This is a genomic window from Psychrobacillus sp. NPDC058041 (genome assembly GCF_042885655.1).
In the GTDB taxonomy this organism is placed as follows: Bacteria; Bacillota; Bacilli; order Bacillales_A; family Planococcaceae; genus Psychrobacillus.
Map to the genome: position 1 here is coordinate 18,567 of NZ_JBHVRO010000011.1, position 22,318 is coordinate 40,884.

Here is a 22,318-nt window from a genome sequence, read left to right on the forward strand (position 1 = left end):
TAACCACACTTTTTTCTATATAATAATTCACATAAACGGACGAAAGAAGCTATCTATCTTTACTTATGAGAGAAGTGGTTATGTGAGTTTGTATTTTGCTTATGTAATGGTAGGGTTGGCCATTGCAATGCCTGTTGGGGCAATTACTGTCGAAATGACAAAACAAGGATTGAAAAATGGATTTATACATGGATGGGCAGTAGGATTAGGCGGTATGACAATTGATGTTGCGCTAATCATTTTGCTATCAACAGGACTTGCTTCTATATTGGCGTTACCTATTGTTCAAATTCCAATGTGGCTGATCGGAGCTGGTTTTTTATTGTATTTAGGTTACGATTCAATAAAAAATGCTGATAAAGATATCAGTTTATCTGGAGAAAAAGTATCAAAGTCTTTTATTAGCTCTTATAAAAATGGTCTTCTTGTGGCTATATCTCCAGGTAATCTTGTTTTTTGGGTAAATGTATTTGGAGTAGTGCTTGCAAAAAATTATGCAAGCGATGAAAATTATTTTTTCATAGTTGCATTAGGAATTTTAAGTGGAATATTGCTACATGATATTGGATTACTCACCATTATATCCATTACAAGAAAAGCACTAAATCGAAATATGATTAAATGGTTAACAATAATATCTGGGATTTTATTAATTGGTTTTGCAGGATATTTTATTTATGAGTTTATTCAAAGTGTAAAGTTATATATATAAAATTCTTTGAAAAAGTGATTGTTTCAATGACAATCACTTTTTCACTAACGGAGCAGGATAGTTTAAGAAGTAATGTATCAAGAACGAGGAGGTGTTTAATTGAAAACCACTAAGAACAATGGTTTTAATTTTCTTGATTTTCTTATTGTAAGAGAAGATGAAATATACGATTATCAACGATTAGCTGGCTCATATGCAGTAATCAAGTGTGATGACAAATATCTTTTATGTTATAACACGTGGAGAAAACAATGGGAATTGCCAGCAGGGCTAAGGGAGGAGAATGAAACGTCAAAGGATTGTGCAATCAGAGAACTTTACGAGGAAACTGGTCAAATCGTTTCAGATTTAGAATTTATGGGTTTGTTAAAAGTAAAAAGCCTATCGAATGATGAAGTGAAATATAATCCTATCTATTTTACTACTCTTGAAGAACTCCAACCATTTCAAAAAAATAATGAGACGTCTGAAATAAAATTGTGGGATTTAAAAGAACAGATTGGATATATAGATGAGGTAGACATTAAAATATTTGACTATATAAAATAGAATTTTGCTGTGGTCCTTATCGCACTACCGGGTGCTTTAGCTAATAAAAGTAGCTGCCTGTAAGGGTAGCTTTTTCTTGTTGAACTAAAGAAGCAGGTTAGTTGAACAAGCATAAGTGTAATAACTAAGTAAAAGGTGGAATTCTTATGATAGAAAAAAGTAATCGAAATATATGGATAGAAGCCGAAGAGTGGGAATCTAAAGAATGGGATGTTGAGGATGTAAATACGGATGTAAAGGTAACTCTTCCAGACCGTTCTGTTTGGATGGCAACATTTTTCACATACAAAAACATTCAGAATCTAAGAGAGAAGAATGAAAAGACAGGCGAATGTATGAATGGAACGTACTTTCAAGCAAGCGATATGGTTCTAATTGATATAGCAAGTAGAGAACGAATTGTTGAAGTTATTAAATACCTCACCGATAGTGGTGAGTTTGAGTCAGTTTTTACTAAGTACCCAGATGTAGATGCTGAAGAGGACCATTTGTATCCAAAGGGTTTCTTTAATAACGGTGAAGAAGAAACATCCTTATTGAACTAACGAAGCAGGTTAATGTAAGAAGGATTGCAGGAAATTATGTGCAATAAATAGAAAGACTTACTTAATAAACTATGTAAGGAGATAATACTGTGAACATTTTAACTTTGATTCTAAGTTATTTAATTGGCTCAATCTCATTTGCTTTAGTAATCGGTAAAATATTTTATAAGAAAGATATTCGTGATTACGGTAGTGGTAATCTTGGTGCAACTAATGCTTATAGAGTTTTAGGCATAAAAGCAGGAGTAATTGTTGCAATTGCTGATATATTAAAAGGTACATTTGCTTGTTTACTTCCCCTAATACTTGGTTCTACAGTTAACCCTATTGTATGTGGTTTATTAGCCATATTAGGGCACATATTTTCTGTTTTTGCTAGTTTTAAAGGTGGAAAGGCTGTTGCGACAGCAACTGGAGTTTTCTTGTTTTTGACTCCTTTAGGTGTTTTTGTTGGTTTTGTTATGTTTGTCTTAACTTTGCTATTTACAAAGTATGTATCACTAAGTTCAATGTTGGCTAGTATAGCATTATTCATTTACAGTCTTATATTTGAAGATAAAGTTATCATAGCACTTTCTCTACTAATAAGCGTATCAATAATCATACTACATCGACAAAATATAAAGAGAATTGTAAATGGAACAGAGAACAAAATAGTTGAAAATTAGTGTTTACTTGTTAAGCTAACGGTATGCTTTACATCAAGAAGGGGGTAAAGCTTTTTTTCTTGTTGAACTAACGGAGCAGGTTAATAAATCGACGCCTTAGAAAATTCGAAAATTATACTGGAGGTTATTAGCTTTGCAAAAATGCGAGAAATGCAATGCACATTTTAGTTGGAGTAAAATCTATGAATCCTTCTGGCTAAGTTATAAACCTATTGAATGTAACGAATGCGGGACAACACATAAGATAACATTACCAAGCAGGTTAATTTTTGTCTCTTTAACTATTCTTCCAATGCTCACCTTCGGTTATTTTCTGTCTCCTTTTAGCGATGGTCTTGTGACACTTGGCTTAGCTATTTTTATTTTTATAATTGGTTCTTTGTTGGCACCTTTTCTTGTTACTTATAAAGAGTCTTTGTGAACTAATGTACATAAGCTAACGGTGCTTTACTTCAAGAAGGAGTAAAGCCTTTTTCTTTTTAAATTAAAGCAACAGGTTAGTTGAATAAGAACTTAAATCTAGTTTCGGGCTTTTTAACTTTATCTATAACCCTGGATTAGGTAGAGAGGTTCCCTTCTACTCGACTAGTTTAATAGTAATAATAGCATCAATTCTGGTAGAATAAGCATTGAAATAAATATGGAGGTGTTCAAATGACACCAGAACAAATAATTAGAGAATTTTTTGAAGAAGTACGATCAGGTAAAAATCCTGACTACTCAAATCAATTAATGTCCGAACAAGTATTGGCTCATCAGATTGTATCCGAGGAAGAACAAACAGTCTTAAGGACGCCTAAAGATTATGCTGAACACGTTAGAGAAATGATTGAAGCCTATGGTAATTATTCTTTAGAAATTCAAGAATTATTGGTACAAGGACATAAAGTATATGTCCGCTGGAAACAAGTAGGTGCACACGTAGGAGTAGTCGATGGATATCAACCTACAGGACTTCCAATAACTCAAATAACAAGTGCCGTATATAAGATAGAAGATGAAAAAATTTCCGAGTATTGGATTCAAATTGATAGGTCAGGAGTACACAAACAATTAGAGTACAATAAACATATTAAATAGTTGGTTAATATTTTAAAGTGTTAGGATAATAACCTCTTCTTGAACTAATCCAGCTAATAGTTTGTCAATAAAAGGCCTTCATTCTTCAAGAATCTTATCGTAAAAATCACGCATTTCTTTATTGTTGGGATGGATTTATATGGAAAAATCGAAAAATAATCAAAATAAAATATCTGCTGGCTTGTTGGCCGTATATTTATTTGTATTAACATGGATTATACTCTTTAAAATGCAATTTTCATTTCAAGACTTGCATCATTTCACGGATTTTAGGGGAATCAACTTAACCCCTTTTGCTGGTTCAGTTATTGTTAATAATCAAATAGATTTTAATGAAATAATCTTAAATGTACTTGCATTTATCCCATTTGGAATTTATATCAGTATGGTAAAATCAAATTGGTCTTTCTTGAAAAAAATTGTACCAATAGCAGGAGTTAGTTTGTTATTTGAAGTATTGCAATTCATCTTTGCTATTGGAGGTAGTGATATAACTGACCTTATGGGAAATACATTAGGTGGAGTTATTGGAGTTGGAGTTTATATTGTATTTTGTAAGCTGTTTAGTACAAAAGCAAATAAAATCCTTAATGTTTTAGCTTTAATCGGAACTATATGTATTTTTGCATTAGTGCTGATATTAAAAATTGGTGTTATTAGGTACGGGAATTACGGATAATTATTAATGTGTCGGGGCTTCAATGTGAAATATTGCACTTCAACTAACGCAGCAGGTTAGTTGAAGAAGAACATCCGATAAAATAAACAATAAATTATACTAATAAGGGTGTTGTTATAAATGGAAAATCACCCGTTACTTGTTAATGTTTTACCTCATTTGGCAAATAGAATAAAAAACTATTTTACCAGTATATCCAGATTAGATATATTAGCTCAAGTAGATAATCTTCGAATAAAAGAACTCTGCAATTGCGGTGAACCCAGTTGTGGTTCATTTTATTTTTCTCATTATATAGAAAATGAAAATGAAAATGAAGATGAACTTGAAGGTTTTGCATTTGAAGGGATAGGAACAATTGAAGTAATAGAAGGTAAAATAGTTTTTGTAGAAATCTTCCCAAGTAATTATGGATATGAAATACGTTCAATATTAAAGAAATACAGTATATCTTATTAAACTAACGAAGGATTTTGTTGGGAAATGGAAAATAAAATACAATGAGCTTGGAGATACATCTCCGAGCTCATTTTTATGTGCATTTTTATTTTATATGAAATAACATCTATAATCTTGTCACATAGAATGCGAAGGACTACTACCGCCACAAGAATACCGAAAAAAATGGTTGAGAAGTGAAACAATCACTTCTCAATCCACAAAAGTCCCCGGTAACAGTCTAGCCAATGTTTCGTACAAAGCACTCAGGAAATGGAGGAGACAAGATGCACTTACGGGGTACTTTCGGTTTTTTTTATTACACCATTATTTTATTTTGTTCATTCAACAAAGCTTTTTCTAAAAACTTGGCTAGCTCCAGCATGCCATATTTTCCAGCTTTAGCTTCTGCATCCGCATTGTAGTTTGTATTCGTATTCACATCATACGTATATACTGTACCATTTGCGTCTGATATGAATTCAATACCGGCGACAGCAATTTTATTCGCTTCCAGGAATGATTCATATCTACCGATTTGTTCTCTATTAATATCTTGGATAATTTCAAACTTTGGTTTTTCTTCTTTTTCTTCACCGATCGGGCAAAATAAGTCATCTATTTGGCAGGCATCTGCAGGACATAATTCGAATCCTTTCGATGTATCTACACGTACAGCGTAGACGAACTTTCCACCAATAAATTCCGCTCTTGTTATAAAGGAAGCAGGAGATTGTATATATTCTTGGATGAGTGTGATTCCATCAACTGGCTGCTCATAGGATTCACTATCTAAGTAGTTTTCAAGTGCTTCAACAGAATGAAATAATTGCACACCTAATCCTTTACCAGCACGATTATGCTTCGTTATGAATGAAGACACACCAATTTTTTTAGCCGCGCGGACTATTTGATCCCGTCCTACCGCACCAATTGTTTTCGGTGTACGTACACCTGCCTTTTCTAAAGCGAGCTGTTGATTAATTTTGCTAATTTCCAACTGCAATGCCTTCGTACCATTAAATACGGTTTTACCGTGAAACTCTAGCCAAGTAAGAATGCTAGCAGTTAATTCAGGTGCATATCGATGGTTACGTGTATGAGAGGATGCACTCATTCTGCTATAAAAAACTCCTTCTGGTGGTTCAGAAGTTAAATCTACTATTCCTTCATCTAAATGCCAAAGTTCATAGGGAAGGTTCAATTCTTCCAATCGATTAGTTAGATGCACTGTCCATTCATCATTTTCATGTATTACATATATTTTTGACATATTAATTGACCCCTTGCTTATCTTGTTTTAATTGTTCAACTAGTGGCATCACTTGCTCGGAGAAGCGTTTCATTTCGGTATGTTGTGGTGAAAATTGTAAAATTAATAAATTGAGCCCTGCTTCTTCAAATGCAATAATCTTTTTAGCAATTTGTTCTGGTGTTCCGATTAAATTTGGACGTAGCCCACGATTCGAAACCGAGTAATCTTGCAGTTGTATGTCTACATTTAAATGTGACTTGCTTACAAAGTCTTTATAGCCTGCATAGCCAGCTGTTCCTTCTGTTACATTAGTAATTCGTGCAAGTTCCTCTTGCACTTCTTCTTCCGTATCTCTGCAAATAATGTAAGCTGCCATACCGAAATTTTCTAGAGGCACTTTTCCTAAGTTATGACGTCGATGTTTCATATCTGTAATTTTTTCCACAATTTCTTCTACTGTACCACCGTGCATGACATAGGAATCGCATGTATTTGCGATTGTTTGTTTTCCTGTTTCACTTTCGCCACCAGCATATAACGAGATATGTTTGTTCCGAACTGGTTTAGGCTCTAAATAAGTATTCTCGTAATCATAGAAGTTTCCTTTGAATGAATAAGGAGTATCGGTCCATAAACCTTTTAACACTGAAATAAACTCTTCCGTACGAGCATAGCGCTCATCGTGGGCAGTAAAGATACCTCCATATTGTCTTGCTTCTTCTTCCCACCAGGCAGATACTACATTTAATGACAAACGTCCCCCACTAATATGATCGATATTAGTTGCGGTTTTGGCTAACAATGCAGGGTTGTGAAAACCAGGGCGAATCGCTGTTAATATTTCTAATTTACTTGTTACTGCTGCAATAGCAGCTGCAGTAGACCAAGCATCTAAAGCAGGAGCATCTATTCCTTTAATATCATTTAAGTTTAATTCCGCGATTAACGTTAAGTCGTATCCCCATTGCTCCGCATTTTGAGCCAACTCTTTTACATATTCAAATGAAGCGGACATCTCCTCATTTTCCACATTTCGTAACCATCCTCCGAAAATCGGTAACCAAAAACCATATCTCATGTAAGAATGCACCTCACTTTTCATATATTCAGAAATATTTAATTAAGAGTAATCCTACCATAATACTTTGTTTTGAACAATAGGATATTTAATATCTAAAACATGCATAAAGAAGAATAAAAATGAATACTAAAGAACGTTAAAGTTGATAAAAATGAATAAACATAAAAAAATAAGAATGTAATGAGAGAAAAGGTGGGAGAAAACCCTAACAAACATGAAATTAGAAGAATAATTTAGAATAGGGGATGAATAAATGTTTTCCGAAGAAAGACGTGAACAGATTTTAGAGAAGTTGAAAAAAGAAGATCGTGTGTTAGCGAAAGAATTAGCAAACGAATACAATCTTTCCCTTGATTCCATTCGTCGTGATTTATCAATAATGGAAGAACAAGGATTACTAAAAAGAACACATGGAGGGGCAATTCCCATTCCGAATGTTCGAACGATGCCACAACCTCCTTCTAAGAGGTATGGAGAAGGAACGGTATATCAAAACGCAATTGCAAAAAGTGCAGCGACTTTTATTAAAGAAGGGCAAACTGTATTTATCGGTGGAGCGGCAATTCATTTTGTGCTGCTAAAGTATTTGCCTATGGATGTATCCTTCAGCGTTATTACGAATTCTGTGGAAGTTGCCTATAATTTGCGTGAGGTGGATAATATTCAACTATATTTGATTGGTGGGGAAGTGAAGAGTTCAGGAAATATGACGGATGCATTGGCTAATGAATTTGCTTGCCAATTCACGATGGATTTATGTTTTGCAGCAGGGGGTGGTTTATCACAAAGGGGCTTGAGCACAGCGACACCAGAAGTGTCCATTTTCCACAAAACCGTTTATGACAACTCTAAAGAAGTAATAGGACTTATTGAACACTCAAAGTTTGGAGTAGATCTCTTTAGCAGAATGTATCCGCTTCATAAACTGGATATGATTATTACAGATGAAGAGACCAGCAATGATAACATAGATATAATTAGTGCAAGTGGAGTTAATGTGATTGTAGCTAAAATCACTTAGTCAATTGTAATTATTCAATGCATTCTAAAAAAAAAATAAAAATGTAATTGGAGATTCGTATATGTTTTATAGGAGAAAATTTTATACTGTAAAAAGCAATTTTGTAGAGAAATTAAATGAACATTTCAACCAAACTAATTTACCGAACCAACTAAGGTATGGAGCACGTTTGGTTGGGCGATGGATGAAGGATAACAAAGATAATACCGTTGAAATTTTTGCCATTTGGGAATATGACAGTTATGAAGATTACATAGAAATAGAGAATAATGTAAAAGGTGACAGTGCTCATGTTAAACGAGTGAATGACTGGTACGAGAAAAATGGTGGTAAAGAACATGTACATAATAAGTATATTTTGGAAGTTAGAAACGAAGCGTTAGTGTCCACTCTAAATAAAGATAACTAATAATGTTAACTACTTCTTCAACTAATGGCTTTAGTTCAATCAAGAAAAAGAAAATATTTATAATCAAATAATTAAACGCTGATATAATAATCAGCGTTTTTTTATATCTTTTGCCATCCCCCCGCACGAAGTGTAGCGATGGAGGCTCGCTAGTTTGTATGCAGAAAGCAAAGTTCTTTTTCGGGATTCGATTTTCCTTACAATTTGAGTTAATTTCATAAATACCAATTAAATTATTGGAGCGACAGGCGGCGACTCCAGCGGGATGAGTGAGACAGATGAGACATCGCAAACGACGCGAATGCGGCGCCCCCGCGGAAAGCGTCCGCCGATAGCGGAAATCATGCTTTCACGTTAATATTGTTCGTGTTTTATGCTCTAAATTTGAATAATGAAATTGATTCATTTATTTTTTAAAAGAAAAGAGACTGTAAACAAACTCGATTTTTATAGAGTTTGTTTACAGTCTGCGTGAAGTGACTCAATTCCTCCGATAATGCACTTAAAGAAGGATTAGGCATTTTATATTTATTAAAGAGTATTGCATTTATCACATTGATTTCCATAGCACTCATGCTGCTCTTCAATTTTCTCACCGCATGTAACACATTTTTTTTCAGGTAGGTTTCGGAAAAATTCAATTACGTTTTCTAACATAGTTGTTCCACCTCCATCTGTTATATAACTGTTTAAGTTATACGGATTGTAATATAACACAAGCACTTTTGTCAACATATCGAGTGGACTTTCGGTTAAAATAAAAATAAAGGAGAGATGAAGATGTATTTTATAGATAACAAAGGAATTACTGACCCGCGTATTAACCTTGCAATTGAAGAGTATGCATTGAAAACAATGGATGTAGAAAAAGACTCTTTTCTGTTGTTTTACATAAACGAGCCTTCTATCATTATTGGTAGAAATCAAAACACGATAGAAGAAATTAATACTGAATTTGTGGAAAGTAACGGGATAATTCCTGTACGGAGACTTTCTGGTGGCGGTGCCGTATATCATGATTTAGGGAATCTGAACTTTAGTTTTTTAACAAAAGATGATGGGGATAGCTTCCGTAACTTTAAAAAGTTCACACAACCAGTGGTGGATGCCCTTCAAAAAATGGGTGTAGATGCAGAGCTTTCCGGGCGAAATGATATTTTAGCAGAAGGTAAAAAAATCTCTGGGAATGCTCAGTTTTCAACAAAAGGTAGAATGTTTAGTCATGGAACATTAATGTTCGATACAGAAATTGATGCAGTTGTTTCTGCTTTAAAAGTAAGCAAAGAAAAAATTGAATCAAAAGGAATAAAATCAATTAGAAGCCGTGTGACAAACATTGCTGAATTACTAAAAGAACCGATGACAATTGAAAAATTTAGAACTGAAATTCTTTCATCCATTTTCGGGGGAGCCGAGAATATTCAATATTGGGAGCTCACAGCGGAAGATTGGGAAAATATCCATAAACTTTCGGAAGAACGCTATCAACAATGGGAATGGAATTACGGAAAATCGCCTAAGTTTAATATGAAGCATTCTCACCGTTTTCCAACAGGTGGTGTAGATGTGCGATTAGAAGTGAACAAAGGGATTATGGAAGAAGTGAAGATTTACGGTGACTTCTTTGGTGTTGGTGATATGGAAGAAGTAGAAGATCTATTGACAGGAAAGCCGTATAGTAAACAGGCAATTGAAAAGGCACTTGAAAATATTGATGTACCAAAGTATTTTGGTGGTATTTCTAAGGAAGAATTAGTCCAACTAATTTATTAATTTTCGTTAGCTTGTTTATACGCCGTGGTGTTTTTGAATAATTATGGAAGAGTCTAACATATTAACGTATGTTGGGCTCTTTTTTGATATGATAGAGAGAGACTGTTTGTGAGGAGGATCCATGTGATGATACATCGAATCTTAGTTGTAGAAGATGATCGAAAAATTGCTGCATTACTTGCAGAAACATTACGTAAATATCATTATGAAGTGCATACTATACAAAACTTCGATTCCATTTTGGAGGAATTTGAAGCTTTTGACCCTCATTTAATATTATTAGATGTAAACTTACCATCTTATGATGGATATTATTGGTGTCGCCAGCTCCGTCAATTTACAACGTGTCCAATTATATTTGTTTCCGCACGATCAGGAGAAATGGACCAAGTTTTTGCTTTAGAAAATGGTGGCGATGATTTTATTACGAAACCTTTTCACTATGAAATCGTCCTTGCAAAAATACGAAGCCATTTAAGAAGAACTTATGGCGAATATGCTGCAAAGCAAGAGGAACGTATTGTTAAGGCAGGAAAGCTACAATTATTTTTAGAGAGAATGGAACTTCATATATCTTCAGAGGAAATACCTCTGCAAAAGAAAGAATGTACAATTCTAGAGTTGCTTATGAGAAATTATCCTAAGCTTGTTACAAGAGAGCAGTTATTAGAAGAATTATGGGATGATCAGTCATTCGTAGATGAAAATACTCTAAACGTGAATATGACGAGGGTTCGTAAAAAGCTAGCTGATTATGATGTCACATCGACAATAGAAACGGTTAGAGGAGCGGGCTATCGATTGATACTCAGTTCGGAGGAATCTTAATATGTTCCGATTGTTTATACGAGAACATTTAATCTTTCTTGTTTTTCAATTTTTATTAGTGTTATTTATAATGCTCTTATATTGGCTAGACGGGTTTCGAAACTTAGATACAGCAATATATTCAATTGTTATTAGTAGTATATTAACGATTACTTTTTTAGGAACATTATTTGTAAAGAAATATTCTTTTTATAAAAAGATACTTTCCGTACCAACAAAAATAGAAGTGGTTCTGCAACGAGAAGCGCAATCCCCTGAGATTAAACAGGTAGAAAAGTACTTGCATCATATTTATCGGCTTTATCAGAAAGAAGTGCAATTATTATATGCAAGGCAAAATAGGCATCTACAGTTTATGAATAGTTGGGTACATCAGATGAAAACACCAATTTCTGTACTCGAGCTGATGGCACAAAATGGAGATCAAATCGATTCAATGAGTGTATCGGAAGAAGCGGATCGGTTAAAAAGAGGACTAGACGCTGTTTTAATGAATGCAAGGTTAGATACGTTCGAAGAGGATATGCAAATTGAGCTAGTAGATTTAAAACAAATAGTTAGCCAAGTTGTGACGGAAAATAAACGCTTATTTATAACTCATCATGTTTTTCCAGTTATTTCAATTGAAGGGAATTGTATTATTACATCGGACACGAAATGGCTTCGCTTTGTCATAGCACAGTTTTTAACAAATGCAGTGAAGTATACGTTTGAGGAAAACAAAAAGGTTTATTTTGAGACGACAATAAAGGATGAACAGGTCATCTTTTCTGTTAGAGATGAAGGTATTGGTATCCCTACTTCGGATATAAAAAGGGTAACAAAAGCATTCTTCACTGGAGAGAATGGTCGAAAAACAGGAGAATCTACAGGAATGGGTTTATACTTAGCACAAGAAATTTGTGATCGTCTTGGACATGAGATGACGATTAATACTAGAGTTGGTGAAGGAACGACCGTCTCGATCGTGTTTAAACAGCTAGAACAAGAAGAACGGAGCGAGCATGATGTCGATATTAACACTCGAAGAAGTGACGAAAGTATATGAGGGGAAAGTAGCTCATCTTGCAATTAACCAAATAAGCTTTGAAGTAGAAAAAGGAGAATTTCTCGCAGTAATGGGTCCTTCGGGTAGTGGGAAAACTACATTGTTAAATATTGTTTCAACAATTGATTCACCCACTTCGGGAGATATCACTATTAATGGGACAAATCCTTTAAAACTAACTACGAACGATCTATCCCTCTTTAGAAGAAGGCAACTTGGTTTTGTGTTTCAAGATTTTAATTTACTTCCGGCCTTAACTGTAGAGGAAAACATGGTTCTACCTTTAACACTCGATGGGCAACCTGTGGAGAAAATGAAACAAAGGGTGAAGGAAATTGCATCTCATCTGGACTTATCTTCCATTTTAGAAAAAAGACCGACTGAAATTTCAGGGGGACAAGCACAAAGAACAGCCATAGGTCGGGCTTTAATACATGAACCAACAATTATTCTTGCAGATGAACCGACTGGAAACTTAGATTCTAAATCCGCGAAGGACGTTTTAGAAATATTATCCCAGGTGAATAAAAAGAATCAGACGACGATCATTATGGTCACGCATGATCCAGTTGCAGCTAGTTACTGTGACCGTGTGCTTTTTATAAAAGACGGGGAATATTTTAATGAAATTTATAAAGATGATCGAAGACAAACATTTTTTCAACGAATTTTAAATGTCTTGTCTTTATTAGGTGGAAACGTAAATGACCTTTCGACAATTCGCTTATCATAATGTAATTCGGAACAGTCGCGTATATGCTGCATTTTTCATGGCGAGTATTTTTTCTGTAATGGTATTTTTTATGTATTCAATGTTAATGTTCCATCCTAACATTGAGGACAAATTTTTAAGAGATATTGCATTTGGTGGAATGCTTATTGCAGAAATTGTACTAATTATTTTTACATTATTCTTTTTGTTTTATTCGATGAGTGCCTTTTTACAAGCACGATCAAAAGAGTTTGGGTTATTACTCAATTTAGGGATGGAAAAAAATCAGTTAAATCGGCTGATTTTCTTAGAAACGATGATTTTAGGAGCTATATCTATAACTGTAGGTATTTTTTGGGGATTTTCATTTTCCAAGTTTTTCTTTATGGTTATTCGTGAGTTATTTTTATTAGACAGTCTCCCACTATATTTGTCGTGGAAACCATTTGCTTTAACAATTATTGTTTTCTTATCTTTGTTCATTACTATTTCTATTAGTAGCGTTGTGTTTATTCGAAAAAAAGAAATCATTCAATTACTAAAAGGCTATTGGAAGCCTGATGAACAAGCGGAATATGTAAAGTGGAAAGCGTTTTTAGGAATAGCCTTAGTCCTAGCTTCCTACAGTCTAGTTATATTATCTCTAATAAAAATGTCTTTATGGCTAACAATTATTATCGCGGTATTAGCAACAATTGGCACTTACTTCTTTTTTACAGATAGTATGCTATATCTCATTATTCTAATACGTAAAAGGAAAAACTTGTATTGGCATCCGTTTCGATTAATTGCGTTTGCAGAGGGATCGATTAAAGTACGGGAAAATGCAGGCATGTTTTTTGTTGTAACAATTGTATCCACGATTGCTTTTTTGTCAGTAGGAGTAGTAACCTCTTTTACTTCATTTACCTCACAATATCGTGAATTAAATCCTGTAAGTATTTTTTACTCGAGTGAATGGAATAATCCCTTTGAAAAAAAGCATATTATAGAAATCTCACAAGAGTTGCAAAGAGAAAATTTATCCTATGAGCTAGTGAAATTCAATGTCAAAAAACAAACCTCATCCAATACAAATGAAAAAGTAAACCTTATAAAAGAATCGGAATTAAATAGTTTAGCACTTGCACTGAAATTTCCACTTGTAGATTTGAAACAAGGCGATGCATTATTAATATCAAATACGGAAGAGGATTTTGGAATTCTTACACAGCAAGAGGAACAAACTGTCCTAGAAGAAAGCAGTGTTCCGATACATTTAATAGGGGAATATAAGAAGAATATTTTTCCTTCATTAGTTATTAAACATAGAACTATCATTATCAGTGATGAAGATTACGAACTTATAACCGAACCTCTTTTTGGTCATGATTATAAAGAATCTACATCAACTTTTTATGCATTTCATGTACCTGAGTGGCTTAGAACAAAAGATGTAGGAACGGAAATTGATAAAATTATGGCTGCGACGATGGGAACAACAAATATTAACCCAAATCCTTTTTACTTTGTTAATCCTGGTTTAAATTATTCCATCATTCGTTCAACATTTTCTTTATTGTTATTCACTGGTTTACTCGTAGCGGCAGTTCTTTTACTTGCTGCTGGTAGCTTCGTTTATTTTAAATTGTATACTGATTTGGAACGAGATAAAAAGCAATACGATGTTCTTAGACGAATGGGAGTAACCGACCAAGAGCTTGTGAAGATCGTCAATCGGCAACTCATTCCTCAATTCTTTTTACCATGGGGACTTGCCATGGTACATAGTACTTTTTCATTTATTTATCTACAAGCTTTGTGGGTAGACTTAGCAGCTGTATCCATTGCAAAAGAAATGCTATTCGTGTTATTAGCTTTCACAGTTATACAAGTTTCTTATTTTTATTTAATCCGCTGGAGATATATAGCACATATTCAAGCATCATGATTTTTTCATGGTGCTTTATTCAATAAAAAATAAATTCTTTTAATTATTGAATAGTCAAAACTTTTTTTATATAATGAATTTAGGGATAATGAATGAGTATTCATTCAAATGAGATGGGGGACGAGAATATGAGTTTAGTTTCACGTGTTCAACAAATTGCTACTCAGCATCCGGAGAAAGTAGCCTATCATTTTATGGGGAAAGATACTACTTATGCAGAATTTCAACAAGCGGTTAAACAGTTTGCAAACGCACTTCAGTTACTTGGAATTGAAAAGGGAGATAATGTTGGGTTTCTATTAGGTAACTCTCCACATTTTCTTATTTCTTTATATGCAACGATGCATATAGGTGCAACTGCAGTTCCAATCAATCCAATTTACACTCCAGATGAAATTAGCTATATTGTAAAAAATAGTGATGCAAAAGCGATTATAGCACTGGACTCATTACTACCATTAGTTGAAAAGGCAGCGGATATATTTACAACTGTCGAAAACTATATCATTTGCGAAACACAACCCGATACAGCGGAGAAACTAGCAGCATTACCAGAATCTTTAAAAGTTAAAGTGAAATCGTTTACATTATTAATCAGTAATAGTTTACCTAGTGCAACACCAGTAGAAGTACTAGAAGACGACAACGCAGTAATTTTGTATACTTCTGGGACAACTGGTCAACCAAAAGGTGCGATGCTTACATATAAAAATATTTATTCAAACGCTCGCGATGTTGCGGAGTATTTGAGTTTTAATCCCAATGATCGCATTATTGCAACTTTACCAGTATTTCATGTTTTTGCGCTTACAGTTGTTGTTAATGCTCCACTCTTTATGGGTGCAACCATTTTATTAGTTCCTAGATTTAGCCCACAAGACATATTTAAAATAGCAAAAGAACAGAAGGCAACAGTATTTGCTGGTGTTCCGACTATGTATAATTTCTTGTATCAATTCCCAGAAGGAAAAGAGGAAGATTTATCATCGATACGTTTAGCAATTTCTGGTGGATCTTCACTACCTGTAGCATTACTTCATAATTTTGAAAAAAAATTCAAAGTTCGCGTTTCAGAGGGTTATGGATTATCCGAGGCGTCCCCGGTAACTTGCTTCAATCCAGTTGACCGAGAACGTAAACCTGGATCTATTGGAACTAATATTGTTAATGTAGAAAATAAAGTAGTAAATGAGCTCGGCGAAGAAGTTCCAGTAGGAGAAGTTGGAGAGCTAATTGTGCGAGGACCTAATGTAATGAAAGGTTATTATAAAATGCCTGAGGAGACAGAAAATACTATACGCGATGGTTGGTTGTACACTGGAGATCTAGCAAGACAGGATGAGGAAGGGTATTTCTATATTGTGGACCGTAAGAAAGATATGATTATAGTTGGAGGATATAATGTATATCCACGTGAAGTCGAGGAAGTACTATTTGAACATCCAAGTATTATAGAAGCGGCTGTAGTTGGGATACCAGATCCTACCTTTGGAGAAGAAGTGTTGGCTTTTGTAGTGAAAAAAGACCAATCATTAACAGAAGAGCAACTTCATGATTATTGTGCTGAAAAATTAACTAAATATAAAGTTCCTAACCGATTCGAGTTTTTAGAAGAACTGCCAAAAAATACGACAGGTAAAATATTACGTCGTTCATTAAAAAAACAAACTATTTAAAAGAATAATAGTCTACTCCCCTAAAAAAGGAGTAGTTTTTTTATGTAATAAGCAGGGAAATGATTTCGAGTGTCGAAATAAATCAAAGATAGATATTGAAAGCGAGGATATATAATGACAAAAAGAAAATTAGAAGCAAAAGATTTATTTAAACTGCATTCTATAACAAGCCCTGTATTTGCACCTAATGGTAAAGAAGCAGTTTTTATTCGAACACAAATGGATGAAAAGGATAATAAATATTATGCATATTTATATCACTTAAATTTGGATACGGAAAATATTACTCAATGGACGCATAAGAAAGAACGAGTTTCTTCTCCGCAGTGGTCGAACGATGGAAAATATGTCGCTTTCTTATCTAATCGAGAAGAAAAGAACCAAGTTTATATTCTCCCTACAAGTGGAGGAGAAGCAAAAAAAGTGACTGATTTAGAAAATGGGGTAGCTAGTTTTCTATGGTCACCTTGTGGAACGAAAATTTGGTTTTCTGCTTCCTTAAAAGAAGGAAGAAAGTGGACAGATGAACCAGAAAAAGAAGAGAAAAAATTGCCAGAAGCATATGTTGTAGACAAAATGAAATACCATGCAGATGGGGCAGGTCTATTACCGAAAGACATGTATAAGCATATTGGACGGATTAATATTGAGTCCGAAGAAATAACTCAATTTACAGAAGGTAATTTTAACTATAATTTACAAGCAGTTTCACATGATGGGAAGAAACTAGTAATCGGTGTAAATCGTGAAGAGAATCAAGATTTTTCATTCCGCCAACCAGTATACCTTCTAGATCCGGAAACAAAAGAAGAAACAGAAATTATAAATGAAGATGGTTATTTTGGTGGTGCTTCGTTTTCGAAGGATGATCAATATATTGCATTTGTTGGAATGCCACGAACTTTCCAAAATGCAACTCATGCAGAGGTATATGTATACGAAACAAATACTGGCATTCGTCAAATATTAACGGAAGGTATAGATGCACCAGTTGGTGATTTATCTGTAGCTGACTTTCAACAAGGGGCAAGTGCACCGGATGTAGTGTGGACTGAAGATAATCATCTATATTTCCAAGTATCAACAATGGGAGATGTTCGCCTCTATTTCGCTTCTTTAGAAGGAGAACTGTATCCTGCTACGGGAGAAGATGAACATGTGTATGGATTTGATGTGAATCGATCAGGAACGTACGCTCTTTTGACAATAAGCGACCCAATATTTCCCGGGGAATTATTTAAGCAGAATTTGTCGACTGGTGAAAGAACTGTTCTTACTAAATTTAATGAAGAATATGTAAATGACGTCGAACTTGTCAAACCGGAAGCGATCTTTTATAAAGGTGCTAATGATTGGGATGTGCACGGCTGGTTAATGAAACCTGCAGGATTTGAGGATGGGAAAAAGTATCCTTTCATTGTGGAAATACATGGAGGACCTCATGCCATGTATGGGAATACATTTTTCCATGAACTTCAGTTATTAGCTGCAAAAGGATATGGCGTGCTATATGTGAATCCGCGTGGAAGTCATGGCTATAGCCAAACATTTGTTGATGGTGTTCGCGGTGATTATGGTGGTGGAGATTATGCGGATATAATGGCTGGCCTCGATCAAGTATTGAAAGAAAATGACTGGATTGATGATAAACGACTAGGTGTAACTGGAGGAAGTTACGGCGGATTTATGACAAACTGGATTGTCGGTCATACAAATCGTTTTAAAGCTGCAGTAACACAACGTTCCATTTCGAACTGGATAAGTTTTTACGGAGTATCTGATATCGGGTACTACTTTACTCCTTGGCAAATTGGAGCAGACATGACCGATATTAACAAGCTTTGGGATGCATCACCATTGAAATATGCTTCCAATGTGGAAACACCTTTACTAATTCTGCATAGTGAAAATGATTACCGTTGCCCAATCGAACAAGCACAACAGTTATACATTACATTAAAAGCAATAGGGAAAGAAACAAGCTTCGTCCGTTTCCCTCAAGCGGATCACAATTTGTCGCGCACAGGTTTACCAAACTTACGATTGACACGTTTAGAGCAAATCACAGGATGGTTTGAGAAATACCTTTGAAGAAAAGCCCTTCATTTCGATGGTGAAATGAAGGGCTTTTTGGGGAAACGGATGACCATAGCTAATAATCGGATGACCGGCAGTGAGAATCGGATGATGAATGTCGATAATCGGATGATGAGTAACAATAATCGGATGATAGGCCACAAAAATCGGATGATCACCGGTAATATCGTAATCTGTTGCATATGTTTGACCTATTTAGAGCAAATCTCTTGAGAATAAAGAAAAGCCCTTCATTTCGATGGTGAAATGAAGGGCTTTTTGAGTGAATCAATCAATCATTGTTAAGAATCGATCAATCTTTTCCAACAATCGATCAATCTACTAAGAGAATCACTTCTTATCGAGTCCTTTTTTAAAGTAGACAAAGACTAATCCGATAATCCATATAGGTCCTACGATTAACGCAATTCGTGTATCTGGGAAGTACGCCATGAGACCAAGCACTAATACTAAGAAGGCAAGTGCTGCGTACGAACCAAGCGGATAAAATAATGCTTTGTATGTTAACCTTGAAACCTCACCTTTAGAAAGTGTTTTACGAAATTTTAATTGTGATAATAAAATAATACCCCAAGTCCAAACAGCCCCGAAAGTTGATATACTCGTCACCCATATAAATACTTTTTCTGGAACAAGATAGTTTAAGATCACACCTACTAACAATAATGCCGCGGAGAACAGAATTGCTTTGGAAGGTACACCGGTCCTACTAATTTTTTTGAAAGAAGCAGAAGCTTGCTTTTGTTCAGCTAAATTGAACAACATACGCCCTGTACTGAAAATACCACTATTGCAGCTCGATAATGCTGCTGTTAATACAACAAAGTTAATAATACCAGCAGCCGGCCCAATTCCAATTTTCTCAAACATCAAAACGAATGGACTTCCATTATTGCCAATCTCGTCCCATGGATAAATAGACATGATAACGAATAAAGCTCCAACATAAAACAATAATATGCGCCAAAATACAGTGTCGATTGCACGAGGAATGACAGTTTTTGGATTTTTAGCTTCTCCAGCTGTTACACCAATCATTTCAACCCCTAAGTAAGCAAACATTACCATCTGTAAGGACATTAAAATACCCTTTATACCATTAGGTGCAAAACCACCATTCGACCATAAGTTGCTAATACCAACAGCTACTCCGCCATTTCCAAGTCCAAAAATAATGACACCTAACCCGACAAAAATCATTGCTAAAATAGCAATAATCTTAATAAATGCAAACCAAAACTCAAACTCTCCATATGCTTTTACAGCGATTAAATTAACCAATGTCATTATGACAAGTGCAGTTAATGCCCAAATCCAGCTCGGTGTGCCTGGATACCACATTTTCATATACACACCTACTGCGGTAATCTCAGCCATACAAGTAACTACCCATAAGAACCAGTAATTCCATCCAGTAATATAGCCCGCAAGAGGTCCCAAATAATTTTTAGCATACCTACTAAAAGAACCTGCTACTGGATTGTGCACAGCCATCTCGCCAAGTGCACGCATTATTAGTAAAATTGCAAACCCACCAACTATGTATGAAATAAGAATTGCAGGTCCTGCTAACCTAATCGCAGTAGCGGAACCTAAAAATAAGCCGACACCAATCGCTGCACCTAAAGACATTAATGTGATATGCCGTTGTTCTAAACCACGTTGTAATTGCTGATTTCCGCTCAATATGTGTGTCACTCCTTATTATTTTGTTATATAACAATCTACCACAGTTGAGTAAATGAGGGAACAGTCTATATTATCGATATTGTGTTAAAATTATGTATATGTAAAGAGGTCAGGGGGGCAATAAATTGAAAAAAATAACGATAAAACCGGTAGTAGAAGAGGAAATCCCGCGATTATGGGAGCTTAGTGCAAAAGAATCAGCACCAGAATGGAAAAAATGGGATGCCCCTTATTTTCCTTACGAACCAAAGACCTTCGAACAATTTTTAGAGAAAAAAGATCAATATATAAATCAAGATGATTTATGGGGGATATATGTAGACGGAGAACTTGTAGGGTCGCTATGTTATTACTGGGAACACGAAGCATCGCTTTGGCTTGAAGTAGGAATTGTCATTTATGAACCAGCATTTTGGGGCGGCGGAGTAGGGACAGCAGCCATGAGAATGTGGATTACTCATATATTTAATGAATTACCCCTTGTAAGAGTAGGCTATACGACTTGGTCAGGAAACGAACGAATGATAAAAGTTGGGGAGAAGTTAGGGATGAAAATGGAAGCAACACTTCGCAAATGTCGATTTTATAATGGGGTTTATTATGACTCCATACATATGGGGATACTAAGAGAAGAATGGGAATCCCGAATATGAAGGCTTTATTAGAACTAAAGAATGTTTCGAAAAATCATTGGGATATCAATGAGGAGAACAGCCCCCATTTTTTATTTGCACATATTACAGCAACTCTTCATCAAGAAGACTGCATTGCTTTATTAGGTAAATCAGGGCAAGGGAAGAGCACTTTACTTCGAGCACTTGCACTACTTGATACGATAGATAATGGTGATATTTACTTCAATGGTATTTCTGCTAAGACCACGGATACTCGTGCTTGGCGTAAAAATATAGCTTATGTTGCACAACAATCAGTCATGCTTCCAGGAACAATTTTGGAGAATTTAAAAACGGTAAGTAAGTTACATAATAGTGCATTTGATGAAAAGTTTGCTCAAGAGCTAATGCAAAATGTAGGGCTCGCAAATATAGATTGGGGAAAACAAGCAACAGATATGTCCGGAGGAGAGAAACAAAGAGTCGCTTTAGTTCGTTCATTATTATTAAGACCTTCTATTTTACTTCTTGATGAAATCACGGCATCACTCGATCAGCAAAGTAAGGAGAAAGTGGAGCAGCTTTTATTGAGGTGTCAAAAGGAAGAAGGAATGTCCTATATTTGGGTAACGCATGATACAGAACAAGCAAAGAAGATAAGTGAGAGTATTTGGTACATGGAAGACGGAAAACTTGCGATAGACACAAGGACGGAACAGTTTTTTGAAAATCGAAACGTGAATAATTGGGTGACCTTATGAGTTTATTAGCATTAAGTTTCACCTTACTATTTGTTGTCATTACGATGCTTGTTTCTGTCTGGCAAAAGCTTGATTTGGAGAAGGACATTGCAAGTGGAACTGTTCGAGCGGCTATTCAGCTCTTAGCGGTCGGCTATGTATTGCAATTTGTATTTCAATCAAAGAATTTAATTTTTATTGTATTGATTATTTGCATTATGATTGTCGTTGCTGCTTTAAATGCAGCAAAAAGGGCAAAAGGTATGACAGGAGTAGTTTGGAGGATCATCCTCTCAATTGCAACGATGGAAATACTAATGATGGCACTTTTACTTGGTTTGCAAATTATCGAAGCAACACCTCAATACATCATTCCACTGAGCGGGATGACAATAGGCAATGCGATGGTTGCATGTGGTTTATTTTTAACCCAATTAAAACGAGAAACGGAAAGCTCAAAAGGGGAAATCGAAACATTGCTTTCACTTGGTGCTACGAGTAGACAAGCGGTGCAAGATGTACTAAAACGTTCCGTCAAATTCAGCATGATTCCAACAATTGATGCTATGAAAACGGTGGGACTTGTCCAACTTCCCGGGATGATGACAGGGATGATTATTGCTGGAGCAGATCCAGTGGAAGCTGTTCGATATCAGCTATTAATCATTTTCGTATTTACTAGCTCATCCGCTATCACAAGTATGATTCTTAGCGTGCTTTGCTATAAGAATCTATTTACAAAGGACTTGCAATTGAAGAATTGGAGGCAATAAA

The 22,318-nt window shown here is 35.2% G+C and carries 24 protein-coding genes; 20 read left to right on the forward strand and 4 right to left on the reverse strand.

The genetic code is table 11. The features are described from left to right. Positions 1 to 82: 82 nt before the first annotated feature. The 8 genes from ACFVR1_RS15845 to ACFVR1_RS15880 all read left to right on the forward strand — a co-directional run bounded on the left by ACFVR1_RS15845 (position 83) and on the right by ACFVR1_RS15880 (position 4,692). Positions 83 to 712, forward strand: a complete 630-nt coding sequence (locus ACFVR1_RS15845; protein WP_387585396.1) for a LysE family transporter — start codon at positions 83 to 85, stop codon at positions 710 to 712. Between the two features lie 99 nt (positions 713 to 811). Beyond that, the gene (locus ACFVR1_RS15850; protein ID WP_387585397.1) at positions 812 to 1,261 is read left to right on the forward strand and encodes an NUDIX domain-containing protein; all 450 of its coding nucleotides are present in this window, start codon (positions 812 to 814) and stop codon (positions 1,259 to 1,261) included. A gap of 146 nt (positions 1,262 to 1,407) precedes the next feature. After that, complete coding sequence (locus tag ACFVR1_RS15855) at positions 1,408 to 1,806, forward strand: hypothetical protein (protein ID WP_387585398.1); 399 nt, start codon at positions 1,408 to 1,410, stop codon at positions 1,804 to 1,806. Positions 1,807 to 1,895: 89 nt separating this feature from the next. Further along, entirely contained in the window at positions 1,896 to 2,474 is a 579-nt protein-coding gene (gene plsY, locus ACFVR1_RS15860) for a glycerol-3-phosphate 1-O-acyltransferase PlsY (RefSeq protein ID WP_053589499.1), read from the forward strand. 133 nt (positions 2,475 to 2,607) lie between these two features. Beyond that, positions 2,608 to 2,895, forward strand: coding sequence for a TIGR04104 family putative zinc finger protein (locus ACFVR1_RS15865; RefSeq protein ID WP_387585400.1), 288 nt, complete (start codon positions 2,608 to 2,610; stop codon positions 2,893 to 2,895). Positions 2,896 to 3,128: 233 nt separating this feature from the next. Beyond that, on the forward strand, positions 3,129 to 3,554 hold the full coding sequence (locus ACFVR1_RS15870) for an ester cyclase (RefSeq protein WP_387585401.1): 426 nt from the start codon (positions 3,129 to 3,131) through the stop codon (positions 3,552 to 3,554). A gap of 139 nt (positions 3,555 to 3,693) precedes the next feature. Beyond that, positions 3,694 to 4,233, forward strand: coding sequence for a VanZ family protein (locus ACFVR1_RS15875; RefSeq protein WP_387585402.1), 540 nt, complete (start codon positions 3,694 to 3,696; stop codon positions 4,231 to 4,233). Positions 4,234 to 4,353: 120 nt separating this feature from the next. Next, entirely contained in the window at positions 4,354 to 4,692 is a 339-nt protein-coding gene (locus ACFVR1_RS15880; RefSeq protein ID WP_387585404.1) for a hypothetical protein, read from the forward strand. 298 nt (positions 4,693 to 4,990) lie between these two features. On the opposite strand, the gene ACFVR1_RS15885 is transcribed toward ACFVR1_RS15880, so the two are convergent. After that, positions 4,991 to 5,944 (reverse strand): ATP-grasp domain-containing protein, encoded by a 954-nt coding sequence (locus tag ACFVR1_RS15885; RefSeq protein ID WP_387585406.1) that lies wholly within the window; start codon positions 5,942 to 5,944, stop codon positions 4,991 to 4,993. A gap of 1 nt (position 5,945) precedes the next feature. Further along, positions 5,946 to 7,004 carry an LLM class flavin-dependent oxidoreductase gene (locus tag ACFVR1_RS15890; RefSeq protein WP_387585407.1) on the reverse strand — a complete coding sequence of 353 codons (1,059 nt, stop codon included), beginning with the start codon at positions 7,002 to 7,004 and terminating at the stop codon, positions 5,946 to 5,948. A gap of 256 nt (positions 7,005 to 7,260) precedes the next feature. Here ACFVR1_RS15890 and ACFVR1_RS15895 point away from each other — a divergent pair, with 256 nt between their 5' ends. Beyond that, positions 7,261 to 8,028 carry a DeoR/GlpR family DNA-binding transcription regulator gene (locus ACFVR1_RS15895; protein ID WP_387585409.1) on the forward strand — a complete coding sequence of 256 codons (768 nt, stop codon included), beginning with the start codon at positions 7,261 to 7,263 and terminating at the stop codon, positions 8,026 to 8,028. Between the two features lie 61 nt (positions 8,029 to 8,089). Beyond that, positions 8,090 to 8,437: an NIPSNAP family protein gene (locus tag ACFVR1_RS15900; protein WP_387585410.1), complete on the forward strand. Its 348-nt coding sequence runs from the start codon at positions 8,090 to 8,092 to the stop codon at positions 8,435 to 8,437. 531 nt (positions 8,438 to 8,968) lie between these two features. Here the strand turns inward: ACFVR1_RS15900 and yhfH are convergent. Next, positions 8,969 to 9,094, reverse strand: a complete 126-nt coding sequence (gene yhfH / locus ACFVR1_RS15905; RefSeq protein WP_387585412.1) for a protein YhfH — start codon at positions 9,092 to 9,094, stop codon at positions 8,969 to 8,971. A gap of 123 nt (positions 9,095 to 9,217) precedes the next feature. Between yhfH and lplA the strand changes: the two genes are divergently transcribed. From lplA to ACFVR1_RS15940, 7 genes are all read left to right on the forward strand, one after another. Continuing rightward, a complete protein-coding gene (gene lplA, locus ACFVR1_RS15910) occupies positions 9,218 to 10,210 on the forward strand; it encodes a lipoate--protein ligase (protein WP_387585413.1) in 993 nt (330 codons plus the stop codon). Between the two features lie 126 nt (positions 10,211 to 10,336). Further along, positions 10,337 to 11,038, forward strand: a complete 702-nt coding sequence (locus tag ACFVR1_RS15915) for a response regulator transcription factor (RefSeq protein ID WP_387585414.1) — start codon at positions 10,337 to 10,339, stop codon at positions 11,036 to 11,038. A 1-nt stretch (position 11,039) separates the two neighbouring features. Further along, entirely contained in the window at positions 11,040 to 12,086 is a 1,047-nt protein-coding gene (locus ACFVR1_RS15920; RefSeq protein ID WP_387585415.1) for a sensor histidine kinase, read from the forward strand. Continuing rightward, positions 12,046 to 12,819: an ABC transporter ATP-binding protein gene (locus ACFVR1_RS15925; protein ID WP_387585416.1), complete on the forward strand. Its 774-nt coding sequence runs from the start codon at positions 12,046 to 12,048 to the stop codon at positions 12,817 to 12,819. The genes ACFVR1_RS15920 and ACFVR1_RS15925 overlap by 41 nt, the downstream gene beginning before the upstream one ends. Continuing rightward, positions 12,791 to 14,728 (forward strand): FtsX-like permease family protein, encoded by a 1,938-nt coding sequence (locus ACFVR1_RS15930; protein ID WP_387585418.1) that lies wholly within the window; start codon positions 12,791 to 12,793, stop codon positions 14,726 to 14,728. The genes ACFVR1_RS15925 and ACFVR1_RS15930 overlap by 29 nt, the downstream gene beginning before the upstream one ends. Positions 14,729 to 14,841: 113 nt before the next feature. Further along, entirely contained in the window at positions 14,842 to 16,404 is a 1,563-nt protein-coding gene (locus ACFVR1_RS15935) for a fatty acid--CoA ligase family protein (RefSeq protein ID WP_387585571.1), read from the forward strand. A gap of 114 nt (positions 16,405 to 16,518) precedes the next feature. Beyond that, positions 16,519 to 18,495: a S9 family peptidase gene (locus ACFVR1_RS15940; RefSeq protein WP_387585419.1), complete on the forward strand. Its 1,977-nt coding sequence runs from the start codon at positions 16,519 to 16,521 to the stop codon at positions 18,493 to 18,495. Between the two features lie 336 nt (positions 18,496 to 18,831). On the opposite strand, the gene ACFVR1_RS15945 is transcribed toward ACFVR1_RS15940, so the two are convergent. Then, positions 18,832 to 20,187, reverse strand: coding sequence for an amino acid permease (locus ACFVR1_RS15945; protein ID WP_387585421.1), 1,356 nt, complete (start codon positions 20,185 to 20,187; stop codon positions 18,832 to 18,834). 128 nt (positions 20,188 to 20,315) lie between these two features. On the opposite strand from ACFVR1_RS15945, the gene ACFVR1_RS15950 reads away from it, so the two are divergent. Genes ACFVR1_RS15950 through ACFVR1_RS15960 form a run of 3 tightly spaced genes read left to right on the forward strand, consistent with a single transcriptional unit; the run spans position 20,316 to position 22,317 of the window. Continuing rightward, on the forward strand, positions 20,316 to 20,843 hold the full coding sequence (locus ACFVR1_RS15950) for a GNAT family N-acetyltransferase (RefSeq protein WP_387585422.1): 528 nt from the start codon (positions 20,316 to 20,318) through the stop codon (positions 20,841 to 20,843). After that, a complete protein-coding gene (locus ACFVR1_RS15955) occupies positions 20,840 to 21,565 on the forward strand; it encodes an ABC transporter ATP-binding protein (RefSeq protein ID WP_387585424.1) in 726 nt (241 codons plus the stop codon). The genes ACFVR1_RS15950 and ACFVR1_RS15955 overlap by 4 nt, the downstream gene beginning before the upstream one ends. Next, entirely contained in the window at positions 21,562 to 22,317 is a 756-nt protein-coding gene (locus ACFVR1_RS15960) for an ABC transporter permease (protein WP_387585425.1), read from the forward strand. The genes ACFVR1_RS15955 and ACFVR1_RS15960 overlap by 4 nt, the downstream gene beginning before the upstream one ends. Position 22,318: the final 1 nt, after the last annotated feature.

Coding starts and splice junctions, on each gene's coding strand:
- ACFVR1_RS15855 (WP_387585398.1), top strand. CDS start 1,408: ATGATAGAAAAAAGTAATCGAAATATATGGATAGAAGCCGAAGAGTGG.
- ACFVR1_RS15870 (WP_387585401.1), top strand. CDS start 3,129: ATGACACCAGAACAAATAATTAGAGAATTTTTTGAAGAAGTACGATCA.
- ACFVR1_RS15875 (WP_387585402.1), top strand. CDS start 3,694: ATGGAAAAATCGAAAAATAATCAAAATAAAATATCTGCTGGCTTGTTG.
- ACFVR1_RS15880 (WP_387585404.1), top strand. CDS start 4,354: ATGGAAAATCACCCGTTACTTGTTAATGTTTTACCTCATTTGGCAAAT.
- ACFVR1_RS15885 (WP_387585406.1), bottom strand. CDS start 5,944: ATGTCAAAAATATATGTAATACATGAAAATGATGAATGGACAGTGCAT.
- ACFVR1_RS15890 (WP_387585407.1), bottom strand. CDS start 7,004: ATGAGATATGGTTTTTGGTTACCGATTTTCGGAGGATGGTTACGAAAT.
- ACFVR1_RS15895 (WP_387585409.1), top strand. CDS start 7,261: ATGTTTTCCGAAGAAAGACGTGAACAGATTTTAGAGAAGTTGAAAAAA.
- ACFVR1_RS15900 (WP_387585410.1), top strand. CDS start 8,090: ATGTTTTATAGGAGAAAATTTTATACTGTAAAAAGCAATTTTGTAGAG.
- yhfH (WP_387585412.1), bottom strand. CDS start 9,094: ATGTTAGAAAACGTAATTGAATTTTTCCGAAACCTACCTGAAAAAAAA.
- lplA (WP_387585413.1), top strand. CDS start 9,218: ATGTATTTTATAGATAACAAAGGAATTACTGACCCGCGTATTAACCTT.
- ACFVR1_RS15915 (WP_387585414.1), top strand. CDS start 10,337: ATGATACATCGAATCTTAGTTGTAGAAGATGATCGAAAAATTGCTGCA.
- ACFVR1_RS15920 (WP_387585415.1), top strand. CDS start 11,040: ATGTTCCGATTGTTTATACGAGAACATTTAATCTTTCTTGTTTTTCAA.
- ACFVR1_RS15925 (WP_387585416.1), top strand. CDS start 12,046: ATGTCGATATTAACACTCGAAGAAGTGACGAAAGTATATGAGGGGAAA.
- ACFVR1_RS15930 (WP_387585418.1), top strand. CDS start 12,791: ATGACCTTTCGACAATTCGCTTATCATAATGTAATTCGGAACAGTCGC.
- ACFVR1_RS15935 (WP_387585571.1), top strand. CDS start 14,842: ATGGGGGACGAGAATATGAGTTTAGTTTCACGTGTTCAACAAATTGCT.
- ACFVR1_RS15940 (WP_387585419.1), top strand. CDS start 16,519: ATGACAAAAAGAAAATTAGAAGCAAAAGATTTATTTAAACTGCATTCT.
- ACFVR1_RS15955 (WP_387585424.1), top strand. CDS start 20,840: ATGAAGGCTTTATTAGAACTAAAGAATGTTTCGAAAAATCATTGGGAT.
- ACFVR1_RS15960 (WP_387585425.1), top strand. CDS start 21,562: ATGAGTTTATTAGCATTAAGTTTCACCTTACTATTTGTTGTCATTACG.